Origin of the sequence: Thiohalocapsa sp. (assembly GCF_022340605.1) — a bacterium.
Taxonomy (GTDB): Bacteria; Pseudomonadota; Gammaproteobacteria; order Chromatiales; family Chromatiaceae; genus Thiohalocapsa.
Map to the genome: position 1 here is coordinate 24,882 of NZ_JAJDNQ010000085.1, position 14,236 is coordinate 39,117.

Annotated in this window: 16 protein-coding genes and 1 pseudogene; 15 read left to right on the forward strand and 2 right to left on the reverse strand. The window is 67.6% G+C overall.

The annotated features are described in order from the left end of the window. The first annotated feature begins 16 nt into the window (after positions 1-16). Entirely contained in the window at positions 17-2,737 is a 2,721-nt protein-coding gene (locus LJE69_RS11800; protein ID WP_296925200.1) for a glycosyltransferase, read from the forward strand. 171 nt (positions 2,738-2,908) lie between these two features. Next, positions 2,909-3,169, forward strand: a complete 261-nt coding sequence (locus LJE69_RS11805) for an acyl carrier protein (RefSeq protein ID WP_296925202.1) — start codon at positions 2,909-2,911, stop codon at positions 3,167-3,169. Between the two features lie 29 nt (positions 3,170-3,198). Here the strand turns inward: LJE69_RS11805 and LJE69_RS11810 are convergent, their stop codons facing one another. Together LJE69_RS11810 and LJE69_RS11815 are read right to left on the reverse strand one after the other, a co-directional pair. Then, positions 3,199-3,507, reverse strand: a complete 309-nt coding sequence (locus LJE69_RS11810; RefSeq protein ID WP_296925204.1) for a disulfide bond formation protein B — start codon at positions 3,505-3,507, stop codon at positions 3,199-3,201. Between the two features lie 32 nt (positions 3,508-3,539). Then, positions 3,540-3,695 carry a DUF5993 family protein gene (locus LJE69_RS11815; protein ID WP_296925206.1) on the reverse strand — a complete coding sequence of 52 codons (156 nt, stop codon included), beginning with the start codon at positions 3,693-3,695 and terminating at the stop codon, positions 3,540-3,542. A gap of 414 nt (positions 3,696-4,109) precedes the next feature. Here LJE69_RS11815 and LJE69_RS11820 point away from each other — a divergent pair, with 414 nt between their 5' ends. The 13 genes and pseudogenes from LJE69_RS11820 to LJE69_RS11880 form a co-directional block, all read left to right on the forward strand. Continuing rightward, positions 4,110-5,228 (forward strand): hydrogenase small subunit, encoded by a 1,119-nt coding sequence (locus tag LJE69_RS11820; RefSeq protein ID WP_296925208.1) that lies wholly within the window; start codon positions 4,110-4,112, stop codon positions 5,226-5,228. Beyond that, positions 5,225-7,018 (forward strand): nickel-dependent hydrogenase large subunit, encoded by a 1,794-nt coding sequence (locus LJE69_RS11825; protein WP_296925210.1) that lies wholly within the window; start codon positions 5,225-5,227, stop codon positions 7,016-7,018. The genes LJE69_RS11820 and LJE69_RS11825 overlap by 4 nt, the downstream gene beginning before the upstream one ends. A gap of 209 nt (positions 7,019-7,227) precedes the next feature. After that, positions 7,228-7,956 carry a Ni/Fe-hydrogenase, b-type cytochrome subunit gene (gene cybH / locus LJE69_RS11830; protein ID WP_296925212.1) on the forward strand — a complete coding sequence of 243 codons (729 nt, stop codon included), beginning with the start codon at positions 7,228-7,230 and terminating at the stop codon, positions 7,954-7,956. Positions 7,957-8,021: 65 nt separating this feature from the next. After that, complete coding sequence (locus LJE69_RS11835) at positions 8,022-8,645, forward strand: HyaD/HybD family hydrogenase maturation endopeptidase (protein ID WP_296925227.1); 624 nt, start codon at positions 8,022-8,024, stop codon at positions 8,643-8,645. Beyond that, on the forward strand, positions 8,645-8,947 hold the full coding sequence (locus tag LJE69_RS11840; RefSeq protein ID WP_296925213.1) for a HypC/HybG/HupF family hydrogenase formation chaperone: 303 nt from the start codon (positions 8,645-8,647) through the stop codon (positions 8,945-8,947). The genes LJE69_RS11835 and LJE69_RS11840 overlap by 1 nt, the downstream gene beginning before the upstream one ends. A 65-nt stretch (positions 8,948-9,012) precedes the next feature. Continuing rightward, positions 9,013-9,459: a hypothetical protein gene (locus tag LJE69_RS11845; protein ID WP_296925215.1), complete on the forward strand. Its 447-nt coding sequence runs from the start codon at positions 9,013-9,015 to the stop codon at positions 9,457-9,459. After that, on the forward strand, positions 9,459-10,379 hold the full coding sequence (locus LJE69_RS11850) for a hydrogenase expression/formation protein (RefSeq protein WP_296925217.1): 921 nt from the start codon (positions 9,459-9,461) through the stop codon (positions 10,377-10,379). The genes LJE69_RS11845 and LJE69_RS11850 overlap by 1 nt, the downstream gene beginning before the upstream one ends. Beyond that, positions 10,379-10,597 carry a rubredoxin gene (locus tag LJE69_RS11855; RefSeq protein WP_296925219.1) on the forward strand — a complete coding sequence of 73 codons (219 nt, stop codon included), beginning with the start codon at positions 10,379-10,381 and terminating at the stop codon, positions 10,595-10,597. Before LJE69_RS11850 ends, LJE69_RS11855 begins: the two co-directional genes overlap by 1 nt. Then, positions 10,584-11,285, forward strand: coding sequence for a [NiFe]-hydrogenase assembly chaperone HybE (gene hybE / locus LJE69_RS11860; protein WP_296925221.1), 702 nt, complete (start codon positions 10,584-10,586; stop codon positions 11,283-11,285). The genes LJE69_RS11855 and hybE overlap by 14 nt, the downstream gene beginning before the upstream one ends. Before the next feature lie 54 nt (positions 11,286-11,339). Beyond that, positions 11,340-11,444 (forward strand): annotated as a pseudogene (locus LJE69_RS11865) (sigma 54-interacting transcriptional regulator); the annotation flags it as partial. A gap of 131 nt (positions 11,445-11,575) precedes the next feature. Then, the gene (locus tag LJE69_RS11870) at positions 11,576-11,929 is read left to right on the forward strand and encodes a helix-turn-helix transcriptional regulator (RefSeq protein WP_296925229.1); all 354 of its coding nucleotides are present in this window, start codon (positions 11,576-11,578) and stop codon (positions 11,927-11,929) included. Between the two features lie 124 nt (positions 11,930-12,053). After that, positions 12,054-12,524 carry a hypothetical protein gene (locus tag LJE69_RS11875; RefSeq protein WP_296925223.1) on the forward strand — a complete coding sequence of 157 codons (471 nt, stop codon included), beginning with the start codon at positions 12,054-12,056 and terminating at the stop codon, positions 12,522-12,524. A gap of 771 nt (positions 12,525-13,295) precedes the next feature. After that, a partial coding sequence (locus tag LJE69_RS11880; protein WP_296925225.1) for a GAF domain-containing protein occupies positions 13,296-14,236 on the forward strand: 941 nt, incomplete at its 3' end.

Sequence of the window (14,236 nt, forward strand, 5' to 3'; positions counted from 1 at the left end):
GGCAGGAGATTCGCCCATGAGCCGCTCCATCAGCATCGTAATCCCCATCCTCATCGCAGCACTGACGGTGGGCTTGTGGGCGCTGATGAACCAGCCGTCGGCGGAGCCGCCCTGGCCGACCCGCATCCAGGGCTACTCGTTCTCGCCCATGCGCGCCGACGATGACCCCACCAAACAGATCTTCCCGTCCATCTCGCAAGTGGACGAGGATCTGGCCCTGCTCCAGGGTGATACCTACGCCGTCCGCACCTACACCCTCGAAGGCCCGATGCCCGAGGTGCCGCGGCTCGCCGAGGGGCATAACCTCAACGTCTCCGTCGGCGCCTGGATCGACGGCAACAAGAAGACCAACGAATCCCAGCTCAAGCTGCTGTACAAGGTGCTGCGCCAGGGGCATCGCAACGTCGTGCGGGTGTTCGTCGGCAACGAGGTGATCCTGCGCCGCGAGCTCAACGTCGACCAGCTCGGCGCCTACCTCGACCGCATCCGGCGAGTCACCGAGACCCCGGTCGGCACCGCCGAGCCCTGGCACATCTGGCTCAAGTACCCGGAGCTGGCCAAGCACGTGGACTTCATTGCCGTGCACCTGCTCCCCTACTGGGAGGGCGTGCCCATCGACAAGGCGGTGGACTATTCCTTCGACCGGCTCTACGAGGTGCAGAAGGCGTTCCCGAACAAGGAGGTGATCATCGGCGAGGTGGGCTGGCCCAGCAACGGCAGGATAAATGGCGGTGCCGAGGCATCGCTGGCAAACGAGACCCGCTTCCTGCGCCGCTTCCTGGCCCGGGCGGAGCACGAGGGCTACGTCTACTACGTCATGGAGGCCTTCGACCAGCCCTGGAAGGCCCGCGTGGAGGGTGCCATCGGCTCCTACTGGGGCGTCTACGACGTCAACCGCAACCCCAAGATCACGCTGACCCAGCCGGTGGTGCGCATCCCCAACTGGAAGGAGCTGGCCGCGCTCTCCGTCGGTATGGCGGTACTGCTGCTGGTGCTGCTGTACCGCGACAGCTCGACCATGTCCTCGTCCGGCAAGGGCTTCTTGGCGCTGGTGACCTATGCCGTGTCCACCGCCGCGGTCTACGTGGTGTACGACTACACGCGCCAGTACATGACGCCGCTCACAACCGGCGTCGGCATCCTGCTCCTCATCGGTGGCGTGGGCGTGCTGGTGCTGCTGTCTGCGGAGGCCCACGAGTGGGCCGAATCACTGTGGCTCAAGCGCTGGCGCCGCGCCTTCCCGCGCCGCGATGTGCCGGACGATTGGCTGCCGCTGGTCTCGCTGCACGTGCCTGCCTACAACGAGCCGCCGGACCTGCTCATCGAGACCCTGGACGCGCTGGCGGAGCTGGACTATCCGCGCCTGGAGGTCCTGGTGGTGGACAACAACACCAAGGACCCGGCGGTCTGGGAGCCGGTGCGCGAGCACTGCGAGCGCCTCAACCAGCGGCTGGCGGCCGCCGGCGACAAGCGCCAATTGACGTTCCGGTTCTTCCACGTGGCCCCGCTCGCGGGCTTCAAGGCCGGCGCGCTCAACTTCGCCCTGCGCGAGACCGACCCCGCCGCCGAGATCGTCGCCGTCATCGACGCCGACTACGTGGTGCAGCCGCGCTGGCTGCGCGACCTGGTGCCTGCCTTCTTTGACGAGGAAGTCGCCATCGTGCAGGCACCGCAGGACTACCGCGACGGCGACCAGAACGCCTTCAAGGCCATGTGCCTGGCCGAGTACCGCGGCTTCTTCCACATCGGCATGGTCACGCGCAACGAGCGCAACGCCATCATTCAGCACGGCACCATGACCATGATCCGACGCGGCCCGCTGGAAGACGGCGGCTGGGCCGAGTGGTGCATCACCGAGGACGCCGAGCTGGGCTTGCGGCTGTTCGAGCGCGGCTACAAGGCGCTCTATATCCCGGCCACCTACGGCCGCGGCCTGATCCCGGACACCTTCGCGGACTTCAAGAAGCAGCGCTACCGCTGGGCCTACGGCGCCGTGCGCATCCTCATCGCCCATCGTCGCGAGCTCCTCGGCCTGCGCCGCACGGCACTTACCGCCGGCCAGCGCTGGCACTTTTTGGCCGGCTGGCTGCCCTGGTTCGCGGACGGCTTCAACCTGCTGTTCAACTTCGCGGCCCTGGCCTGGACCGTGGGCATGGTGCTGTTCCCGCTCCAGGTGACACCGCCTTACATGAGCATTGCGCTGGTGCCCCTGGTGCTGTTTGGCTTCAAGATGCTAAAGAGCTTCGTACTCTACCGCCGGCGCGTGGATGCCACCTTCCGCCAGAGCATCGCGGCCGGACTCGCGGGTCTCGGCCTGTCCCACACCATCGCCCGCGCCACCGCGGCGGGGCTCATCTCCGGTAAGCTCGCCTTCTTCCGCACGCCCAAGCTCGCCAGCGCACCGGCCGTGATCCGCGCCCTGGCGGACGCCCGCGAGGAGCTGCTGCTGCTGATCGCCTTCTGGCTCGGCGCCTTCGCCGTGATGCAGCGTGACGACTCGGGGATGCTGGACGTGCGCGTCTGGGCTGCCGTGCTGCTGGTGCAGGCCGTGCCCTACCTGGCGTCGCTGCTGGTCTCGCTGATCAGCGCCAAGCCGAAGCTGCCGGCAAGCCTGGTCGGCCCGCTGGCGGAGATGCGCGACGCCCCCTGGGAACCGGCCGAAGACAGCGACCGGCCGGAGGCGGCCGGCACCCGGCAAGAGGCGGTCCCCGCAGGATCACGCGGCCGGGATGGATGAGCCGGCGGCGGCGTGACATGATGGTCGCGTGACCAAGCAGCGAGGCCGTGAAGGTATTCGCCGTAGGTCGGGTTAACGATAGCGTAACCCGACAATCAACTTGGCCAGTCGCGATGTCATGTCACCGCCGTCCGGCACAGCCGGCGCGAGACCCTTTGTGGTATCAACCCCATGCCCGATGACCAACTCCGACAGACCGTGCTGGACGCACTCACCGGCGTCGCCCCGGAGATCGACTCCGACACCCTGAACCCGGACGTGAACTTCCGCGACCAGGCGGAGCTGGATTCGGTGGACTACCTCAACTTCGTGCTCGCGCTGGAAAAGGCGCTGGGTGTGCAGGTGCCGGAGCAGGACTATCCGCGGCTGTCGTCACTGAACGGCTGCCTCGACTATCTTGCCAAGCTGCAACGTCGGGCTCCGCTGCGCTAACCCGACCTCCCATACATCAGTCGCGGCCTTCAGTAGCCCAGAAACGCGTCGCCATAGCTGCCGCTCCCCGGCACGATATGCAGCAGGACCTGACGCACCGCGATGGCAAAGCCGGCGACCGCGCCCAGGATCACGACCGCGTAGTGACTGGCGCGCTGGCCGAATGCGACGTTCAGCGCCAGCCCGAACCCGGCGAGCATGAAACCCACCCGCTGTAACAGACACAACGGACAGGGCAGATCATGGCCGATCAACTGATCGGCAAAGGCGTAGCCGAGAACTCCCGAGATCGCGATCAGCCCGAGGGCGTTCAGCAGGCGAGCCCACCAATCGTTCATCATCGTCCTCCCACCTTATCAAGACCTTCGGCTCAAAACCTCAGCGGCAGCGCGTCGGTGGCGTGAAGGTGAAACAGCCACAGCAACCACGCCAGCGCCAAGCCCCAGAACGCCAGCGCAATGCCGCGGCGGTGTAGGTAGATCGCGCCGAGTCCGAGCGCGGCCAAGGCAAAGGGTAAAACCATCATCTGGGCTGACCTCATGCGGCTATTGCTGAAACGACCTCGAAGCCGACGACGCTGCGCTGCTCGCGGCTGAATTCCACGCCGAGCAGACGGATCGCGATGCCTTGACCCTGGAACAGGCTTGCCTGAAACGGGGTACCAGCTTCCAGCCGCTACCAGCTGTCGGCAATCGGACATTTGCTTTCCACAATGTTTGCAAGGCGACAAAGTGGCTTTGCAGCTCGGCTTGATGCAGCGCAACAAAGAAATGCCAAAGCATTGACCGCACTCGAAAACACAAACTTGGCCCGGTCTGTGCCTCGGCTTTCTGAACGGCCACCGGCCGACTATTCGAACAATCACGCGAGCGCGGTGCCACTGCCGGGCGCAAGGCCCGGCGGGTGTCGCGCGCTACCACCAACCGGGGACCAAGCAGCAATGCCCAGATCCACGCCCGAGACCTTCTACGAGGTCATGCGCCGCCAGGGAATCACGCGGCGCAGCTTTCTCAAGTTCTGTTCACTGACGGCCACGGCGCTGGGGCTGGCGCCGAGCTTCGCCGGCAAGATCGCCCACGCCATGGAGACCAAGCCACGCACGCCGGTGATCTGGCTGCACGGACTGGAGTGCACCTGCTGCTCGGAGTCGTTCATTCGCTCCGCGCACCCGCTGGTCTCGGACGTGGTGCTGTCGATGATCTCCCTGGACTACGACGACGTGCTCATGGCTTCGGCCGGCCACCAGGCGGAGTCCATCCTCAGCGAGATCAAGGAGAAATACAAAGGCAACTACATCCTGGCGGTGGAAGGCAATCCGCCGCTGAATCAGGACGGCATGAGCTGCATTGTCGGCGGCCGGCCCTTCGTGGAGCAGCTCAAGGAGATGGCGGCGGACTGCAAGGCCATCGTGTCCTGGGGCAGCTGCGCGTCTTGGGGCTGCGTGCAGGCGGCGCGGCCGAATCCGACCCGCGCGACGCCGGTGGACAAGGTCATCCTCGACAAGCCCATCATCAAGGTGCCGGGCTGCCCGCCCATCGCGGAGGTGATGACTGGCGTGCTGACCTACATGCTCACCTTCGAGCGCATTCCTCCACTGGACCGCCAGGGCCGCCCGGCGATGTTCTACGGCCAGCGCATCCACGACAAGTGCTACCGCCGGCCGCACTTCGACGCCGGCCAGTTCGTGGAAAGCTGGGACGACGAGGCCGCCCGCAAGGGCTACTGCCTGTACAAGATGGGCTGCAAGGGGCCGACGACCTACAACGCCTGCTCCACGGTGCGCTGGAACAACGGGGTCTCCTTCCCGATCCAGTCCGGCCACGGCTGCATCGGCTGCTCCGAGGACGGCTTCTGGGACAAGGGCAGCTTCTACCAGCACGTCACCAATGTGCACGCCTTCGGCATCGAGGCGAACGCGGACAAGGTGGGCCTCGCCGCCGTCGGCGTCGTCGGTGCCGCCATCGGTGGCCATGCCGCCTACTCCGCCTACACGGCCATCAAGAAGCACCCCGAGACCATGGAGAACCGCACCGACAGCAGCGCAGGTGACCAGCAATGACGGCGACCACGACCCCGAACGGCTTCGACCTCGACAACAGTGGCAAGCGCGTCGTCGTCGACCCGGTCACGCGCATCGAGGGCCACATGCGCTGCGAGGTGAACCTGGACGAGAACAATGTCATCCGCAACGCCGTCTCCACCGGCACCATGTGGCGCGGGCTTGAAGTCATACTGAAGGGACGCGACCCGCGTGACGCCTGGGCCTTCACGGAGAGGATCTGCGGGGTGTGCACCGGCACCCACGCGCTCACCAGCGTGCGTGCGGTGGAGGACGCGCTAGGCATCCAGATCCCGGAGAACGCCAACTCCATCCGCAACATCATGCAGCTCACGCTGCAGGCCCAGGACCACCTGGTGCACTTCTATCACCTGCACGCGCTGGACTGGGTGGACGTGGTCTCGGCGCTGAAGGCGGACCCGAAGGCGACCTCGCAGCTCGCGCAGTCCATCAGCGACTGGCCGCTGTCCTCGCCCGGCTACTTCCGCGACGTGCAGACCCGCATCAAGCGCTTCGTGGAATCCGGCCAGCTCGGCCCCTTCATGAACGCCTACTGGGGGCATCCGGCCTACAAGCTCCCGCCGGAGGCCAACCTGATGGCCGTGGCGCACTACCTGGAGGCCCTCGACTTCCAGAAAGAGATCGTCAAGATCCACACCATCTACGGTGGTAAGAACCCACACCCGAACTGGCTCGTGGGCGGCATGCCCTGCGCCATCAACGTGGACGGCGTCGGCGCGGTGGGCGCCGTGAACATGGAGCGCCTCAACCTGGTCAGCTCCATTATCGACCGGACCATCGAGTTCATCGACAAGGTCTACATCCCGGACCTGCTCGCCATCGCCTCTTTCTACAAGGACTGGACCTACGGCGGGGGCCTCAGCAGCACCTCGGTGCTGTCCTACGGCGACATTCCGGACCACGCCAACGACAGCTCGGCCGGCAACCTGCTGCTGCCCCGCGGCGCCATCATCGAGGGTGATCTCTCCAAGATCCACGAGGTCGACCTGCGCGACCCGAACGAGATCCAGGAGTTCGTCGACCACTCCTGGTTCAGCTACAAGGACGAGGGCAAGGGCCTGCACCCCTGGGACGGCGTCACCGAGCCCAACTTCGTTCTGGGACCCAACGCCAAGGGCACCCCGACCCGCATCGAGGCGGTGGACGAGGCGGCCAAGTACTCCTGGATCAAGGCGCCGCGCTGGCGTGGCAACGCGATGGAGGTGGGGCCGCTGGCGCGCTGGGTGATCGGCTACGCGCAGGGCACGCCCGAGTTCAAGGAGCCGGTGGACAAGGTGCTGACGGACCTCGGTCTGCCGCTGAACGCCCTGTTCTCCACCCTCGGGCGCACCGCCGCCCGCGGACTCGAGTGCAGCTGGGCGGCGCACAAAATGCGTTACTTCCAGGACAAGCTCATGGCCAACATCAAGGCCGGCGACACGGCCACCGCCAACACCGACAAGTGGGAGCCGCACACCTGGCCCAAGCACGCCAAGGGCGTCGGCACCACCGAGGCACCGCGCGGCGCCCTCGGCCACTGGGTGGTCATCGAGAAGGGCAAGATCGCCAACTACCAGGCCGTCGTGCCCACCACCTGGAACGGCTCACCCCGCGATCCCGCCGGCAACATCGGCGCCTTCGAAGCGGCGCTGATGAACACCCCCATGGCCAAGCCGGAAGAGCCGCTGGAGATCCTGCGCACCCTGCACAGCTTCGATCCGTGTCTGGCGTGCTCGACCCATGTGATGGGGCCGGATGGGGGGGAGATGACGCGGGTGAAGGTTCGATAGAAGAAAGTGCGCAGTGCGGAGTGCGGGAGTGCGTCGTCTGCACATGCTGCGTACTTGTGGGCTCGTTCTTCGGAAGTGCGGCGTGCGCGAAAGGGCGCATTGCACGAATGCGGGTCGCACCACGCGCTTCGCACTAGTTCGATTCGCGCTCCTATCAAGCCCTCATTTCTGGCTGTTTTAACGCTAACAGACACCAATACCCATAACCCATGAGCACCACCACCGAAGATCTACTGCGGGAGCGGCGCCGCGCCGGCATCCCGAAGACCCGCCGCACCGCGGTCTACGTCTACCAGGCGCCGCTTAGGGTCTGGCACTGGGTCAATGCGCTATCCATCACGGTGCTGGCCATCACCGGCTGGTTCATCGCCAATCCGCCGCCCAGCGTGATGGGCGAGGCGAGCGACCATTACGTGATGGGCTACATCCGCTTCTTCCACTTCGCGGCGGCCTACGTGTTCGCGGTGGGCTTCCTGTTCCGCATCTATTGGGCCTTCGCCGGCAACCGCTATGCGATGCAGCTCTTCACGCTGCCGGTCTGGCGGCGCTCGTTCTGGCGGGAGCTGTGGCACGAGGTGCGCTGGTACGCCTTCCAGGAAAAGGAGCCTTGGAAGTACTACGGCCACAATCCCCTCGCCCACCTGTTCATGGTGGTCATCATCACCGTCGGCGGCCTGGTGATGATGGTCACGGGCTTCGCGCTGTACTCGGAGCAGGCCGGCGCCGGCAGTTGGCAGGACCGGTTGTTCGGCTGGGTCATCCCATTGGTCGGCCAGAGCCAAGACGTGCGCCTGTGGCACCACTGGGGCATGTGGGTCATCGTCGTGTTCGTGATGCTGCACGTCTACACCGCCATCCGCGAGGACGTCATGTCGCGGCAGAGCCTGATCAGCACCATGATCAGCGGGTGGCGGATGTTCAAGGATGATAGACCTTGAACGGCAGGGCCGAGGGCCGAGGGCTGAGTGCCGCAGCACCGCCGGCACGCCCATGTGAGCCACGAGTGCTGGTGCTGGGGATCGGGAACATTCTTTGGGCCGATGAGGGGTTCGGGGTGCGCTGCGTCGAGGCGATGGCGGCGCGCTATCGTTTCGGCGACAACGTCACGCTGCTAGACGGTGGTACCCAGGGCATCTACCTCGTCGATCAGGTCCGGGCGGCGGACGTGCTGGTGGTGTTCGACGCCGTGGACTACGGCCTGGCGCCGGGCACCCTGAAGCGGGTCGAGGGCGACGCGGTGCCCAAGTTCCTGGGGGCCAAGAAGATGAGCCTGCACCAGACCGGCTTCCAGGAGGTGCTGACCCTGGCCGACCTGCTCGGCGGCTACCCGGACCACGTGCTGCTGATTGGCGTGCAACCGGAGGCGCTGGAGGACTTCGGCGGCAGCCTGCGGCCGGTGGTGAAGGCGCAGATCGAGCCGGCCATCGACCTGGCGCTCGGCTACCTCACAGATCTCGGCATCGCGCCACCGGCCGCGAGCGAGCCGCGGGATGCCGGCGGCGAGCGGCCCCACCCCGCTCTCGACCTCGCCGCCTACGAGGCCGGCCGGCCGGCGCCGGAGGACGCCTGCCGCATCGGCGACGCACGCGTCCTGCCGCGGCTCACCGCCGCGGGGGACAGCCACTGATGTGCATCGCCGTCCCAATGCAGGTGCTGGAGAGCGACGGCTTCCGGGCGCTGTGCCGGGATGGCCTCGATGCCGGCCGCCGCGAGCACGTCGACCTGCGCCTGGTGGGCGGACAGCCGCCCGGCGCCTGGCTGCTGGTATTCCTCGGCGCCGCGCGCGAGGTGATCGACGAGTTGCGTGCCAAACAGACCCTGGACGCCCTGGCGGCGCTGCAAGCGGTGCAGCAGGGCGCGCCCATCGAGCACCTGTTCGCGGACCTGATCGGGCGCGAGCCGGAGTTGCCGGAGTTCCTGCGCACGTAGGAGCGTTTGTGGGAGCGACAACGACAAACGATTACCGACGACTACCACCAAAGATGGCAACACCCATGACATCCCCTCTGATCGCCGCGCTCATCGAGCGCCACGGCCTGCCGGTGCTGCAGGCGGACGACATCGACTTCTTCTGCAAGGCCAACCGTCACAGCCTGCTGTTCCTGCCGGGTAATCCGGCCAAGTACCCGGAGGCACTGGACGTGGCCGTGGTGCTGCCGGAGCTGATCCGGGGACTGAAGGGGCGCTTCAGCGCCGCGCTGGTGGCGCCGGACGCCGAGCAGGCGGTGCACGCTCGCTTCGGCTGCCAGCGCTGGCCGGCGCTGGTGCTGCTGCGCGGCGATGCCTACGTCGGCAGCATCGAGCGCATGCGCAACTGGGACGACTATGTGACGGCGCTGCAAGACCTGCTGGACACACCGCCGGAGCACATGCCCAGTCGTGCCCCGGGTGTCGGCATTGCCGTGTACGCGGCAGACCAGGCCGTCGGAGGCTGCCACTGATGGACACACGCCTCGAACACCAAGAATGCGCCCCCCTCGCCCGCCCGATCCCCGCCGGCGCCGTCGGCCCCGGCACGCAGCCGGCCGAGACCGATGGCGCGGCGCTGGACTACCTCGCCGTGCCCGGCGCCATGCGGACCTACCGCCAGCCGCTGCTGCCGGAGCCCGAGGACGCGGCCGCCTGTGCCGCCGGCCTTGCCACGCTGCAGGCGCTGCACCGGCTGCTGGCGGGCCACCGCGCCGGCACGCCACCGCAGGTGCTGGATCTCGCAGACCTGCCGGCGGCGGACCGGCGGCTCGTCGAGGACAGCCTCGGCGAGGGCGAGGTCAGCATCCTGCGCCGCGCCGCCGACGCGTCCATGCCGCTCGACGATGGCGGCGCCACCGACCAGGACGCGCAGGAGACCCGGCTCGCCGGCGTCTGGCGGGTGCGCGGCGCCGGGCGGGACGTGCTGGAGGTCGCCGACGTATCGGGCTTCGTGCAAGGCGACAGCTTCGCCGCCGCCGTGAGCCACGTCGAGTTGCCGGACGCCCTGCCCGCCGGCGTCATGAACGCCCCCGGCGTGCTCGCCGAGTTGCTGGACCAGGTACAGGCCCGCACCGGCGGCGATCGCCTCCCGGCCCACGTCATCAATCTCACCCTCCTGCCGCAAAGCGAGCAGGACCTCGCCTGGCTCGGCGAGCAGCTCGGCCGCGGCCCGGTCAGCGTGCTATCGCGCGGTTACGGCAACTGCCGCATCACCGCCACCGGCCTGCGCGGCGTCTGGTGGGTGCAGTACTTCAACGCCGACGACACGCTGATCCTCAACACGCTGGAGATTACGGACGTACCGGCCGTGGCGCTGGCCGCGCAGGAGGACATCGACGACAGCGCCGAGCGCCTGCACGAGATCCTGTTCGCGCTGACGGATGCCGCCTGATGCGCAATAGCATGGTCAGCGCTATCGGAAGCGACCCGGCCACCGACAGCGCCGTGCAGCGGCGCATGGAGTGCCGCATCTGTTGGCACGTCTACGACCCCGCCGACGGCGACGGGCTGGGTCAGATGCCACCCGGCACGCCGTTCGCAGCACTGCCCGACGATTGGCGCTGCCCCAACTGCGACGCCGCCAAGGAGATGTTCCTTGTCCTCGACTGACCGCTCGACCGACGACCTCGTCACGGCCGCCGGCGCCCGGCTCGCCGCCGCCTTCGAGCGCATCCACCGCGAGCGCATGGCCGGCCTGCCGATCCTGCACCCGAAGCTGCGCGTCGCCGCGGTGGGCGGACGCGCCTGGCGCGGCCATTGGCTCGGCGTGCTGGTGACCCCCTGGTGCATGAACCTGGTCCTCACGCCCCTGCACGACACCAGCGACACCACCACCCCGTGGGAGCGGCGTCCCCGCCGCGATTCCGCCGACCTCGCACCAGCACCCCGGGGGACCAGCCACACCGCGAGTCCGCGACAGCACCATCCCCACCCCGACGCACTGGACCTGACGCAAGACCCCCACGGCACCAAGCGCGTACTGGACTTCCCGGCCGGCCACTTCGAATTCCTCTCCTCGCCGCTCGACGACCTCGGCACCATCGCCACCTGTTCCCTGTTCTCGCCGATGCAGGCATTCGCGGACCAGGCGGCCGCCGAGGCAACGGCGGCCGCCGTGCTGACCACCCTGTTCGAGTCAGCCCCAGCTCCAGCCCCAGCGGCGGACCCGGCGCCCGGCGGCGACACCGACACATCGCAGGCGAACGCCGGCGCCGCACCGGCCAGCATGCCCGAGCCGCCGTCAGGCCCCGGCGTCAGCCGCCGCGATCTGCTGCGGGGGAATTTCCGCTCCGCCTGAACCGCCGCCAACGCCCTGCCGGTGAACCCCCGGACACGGGCGGTGTCAGTCTGTCTGCTGGAAAGCGAGCTCTTCGGCCACCGCAAGGGCGCCTTCACCGGGGCCGTCTCCGACCACGTCGGCCTGTTCGAGCAGGCCAACGGCGGCACCGTGTTCCTGGCGCAGCGAGCTGCAGCGCATGGTCGTCCTCAGCGACCGCAGCCCGGTGCTCGGCCCCCAGCTGCTGAGCGCCAAGGTCCTCGCCCGCTCCGCCGTCGCCGACCACCCGCCGCGAGCAGCTCGGTCTGTCTCTGCGCAGCGTCGCATCCCGCTGCAACGTCGATCCGGCCCACATCTCCCGGGTCGAATCCCGCATGACACCCCCGTCAGATGCATTGCTCGGAAAGCTCGCGAAGGCATTGTCGGTGCCGGCGGACGAACTGATGCTGCTGGCCGGCCGCGTGCCTCCGTCGTTGCAAGCGATCGTAGAGCGCAAGCCGCACGTGCTCTACTGGTTCTGGGTCAAGCAATTGAATTGCCCGGACTGCGGTCAGGCGGTGGATCTGTTCTCGTCGCGCATCTTCGCCAAGCACGCCTACGTGAAGAAATATCCACGGGTGCATGCCTGCTGCCCGCATTGCGGCGCGGTGCATGCTGCCGAATAAACCGACGCCGTCACGACCTGTCCGGCGTGCAACAAGACCTACGATCTCCATGCCGGTGCCGTACAGGGCGCGAACGCAACCTGTGGCCGCTGCGGATACAATTTCCCAATCGCAAAGACCGCCCGTGCACAGCCAGATCCGCCACGCCACCGGCTCTATGCGAATCGATCCGGCAGGTGGTCGGCAGGCTGGCAAGAAGTCCGGCCTCAAACTGTTCGGCAAGAGCCGGCCGATGGGGGCACGGGTGCTGGATGCCTGGCCCATGGATGGCCTGCCGCCGGGTGCAGTCTATCTGTCCTGTGGCGACTCCGCGGCGACCGACCTACCTGACGGATGCGTCGATGCCGTCGTCACCGATCCACCCTTCTACGACAATGTGCATTACTCCGAGTTGGCCGACTTCTTCCACGTCTGGCAGCGGCTCTGGATGGACAACCTGCATTCGACCCGGCGCTGTTGGAGTGCACCGCGATCTCCCGGCGGCTGTTCCAAGCGCAGGGCGACTGCAAGGCTGTCGGCATCACCGCGCCGACCTATAAGCCGGTGCAAGAGTCCCTGTTCTGACTTTCCTTGCAGATTCTCGGGCGCTGGCTAGATGCACTCGAAGACATCGAACTGTCGCACCTTTCCTGCATCAGCCCGCGGCGCGCGCTGCGTCGTCGGTCTGGTGCGCCCGTCCAGGAAGAAGACCAGAAACACATCCCGCTCGTCCTTGCGTCCTGATGGGATAGTACTGTTCGAGTACCGAAGCTACTGCCTGCGCAAACGTGGGGGACGGCTGTCTCGTGACACCGCTCCGCGGTGTCACGGCTCTCCGGGCGCTCCGCGCCCAGGCGCGTGCACGGATGCAGAGCAGTCGATACCGGCCGCCATCCGACGCGAGGCGTGTCGCCCTGGAGGGCGACACTCCGGCCAACCCCGCCCGGCAATCGCCGTATCCTCTGGTCTCCCACGCGGGCCGCACGCTGGACTACGCCTTCCGCCGCGCGGAGATCGGCGGGCTCAGCAGCGACCTGCCCGGCGAGACCAGCGTGCCGGACGGTCTCGGGATCGCGGCCCAGGGGCCTTCGAGCTGCTCCACGTCGCCGGCCATGGCGTCGCCGAGCAGAACGACATCGCCAGCTCCATGCCCGCGCGCGCACCTTGACCGGCGCCAGACCCCTGTCTAACCTCCCCTGTCGAGCACCCATGCCGCGGCTGAGGCTTTCTCTCAGCCAGAGGCCAGGGTTGGCATACCGGCAGGCGGCATCGACGGAACGCGAGCCGCACGATCAGCACGGAACAGGAGCTGGAAGCAGGAGCCGCGGATTCGCCGCGCGGACCACACTAGCGTGGTGCACTCGACCCTGACGCACAGAAGCATTGCATGAGCGACTTGCTGCTTTCGGAGTGCGATCGCGAGCCGATTCAGATCCCCGGTGCCGTACAGCCCCACGGTGCGCTGATGGTGGCCGATCCGGACACCTGGACGGTGACGCACGCGAGCAACAACCTGACGGATTTCATCGGCATGGCGGCGGCCGCGGCCTTGGGCCGGCCGCTGGCGGATGTGCTCGGCGAGGAGGTGGCCACCCTGTTGCGCCATGACGTGGTGGCGCGGCGCGGCAGCCCCGCAGGCACAACGCTGGAGACCGGCCTGTGGGGCGAGCCGTTGCGCGTCGTCGCGCATCTGAGCAGGAGTGGCGGGGTCTGCATCGAGCTTCTGCGCGAGACGCCGTCGGCATCCGCGGAGCAGGCCCTGGCGCAGGCGCAGCGCCTGGTGCAGTCGCTGCGGCTCTCGCGCTCCTGCGAGGGGCTCTGCGCGATCGTGGTCAACGAGATCCGCCGGCTCACGGGCTTCGACCGCGTCATGGTCTACCGCTTCGACGAGGACGGCAGCGGCGAGGTGATCGCGGAGGACCGCGGGGCCGGCGTCGACAGCTTTCTCGGCCTCAGGTACCCGGCGTCCGACATCCCGCAGCAGGCCCGCCGCCTGTACCTCATGCAACGGCTGCGCATCATCCCGGACGTGGACGCGCCGGCGGCGGCGCTGCTGGCCGCGCCGGACCTGAGCGCCGCCGACGTGGACCTGAGCCACAGCTCGATCCGCGCCGTCTCGCCGATCCACCTGCGATACCTGCGCAACATGGGCGTGGTCGCCACCGCGGTGGTGTCGCTGATCGTCGGCGGGCGACTCTGGGGCATGCTGGTCTGTCACCACAGCAGCCCGCGCCAGGTGGGTGCGGAGCTGCGCGCGGTGTTGGACCTGATCGGACAGGTCATGTCGGTCATGCTCGGCTCGTTGAGCGAGCGTGCGTTGGCGGAGGA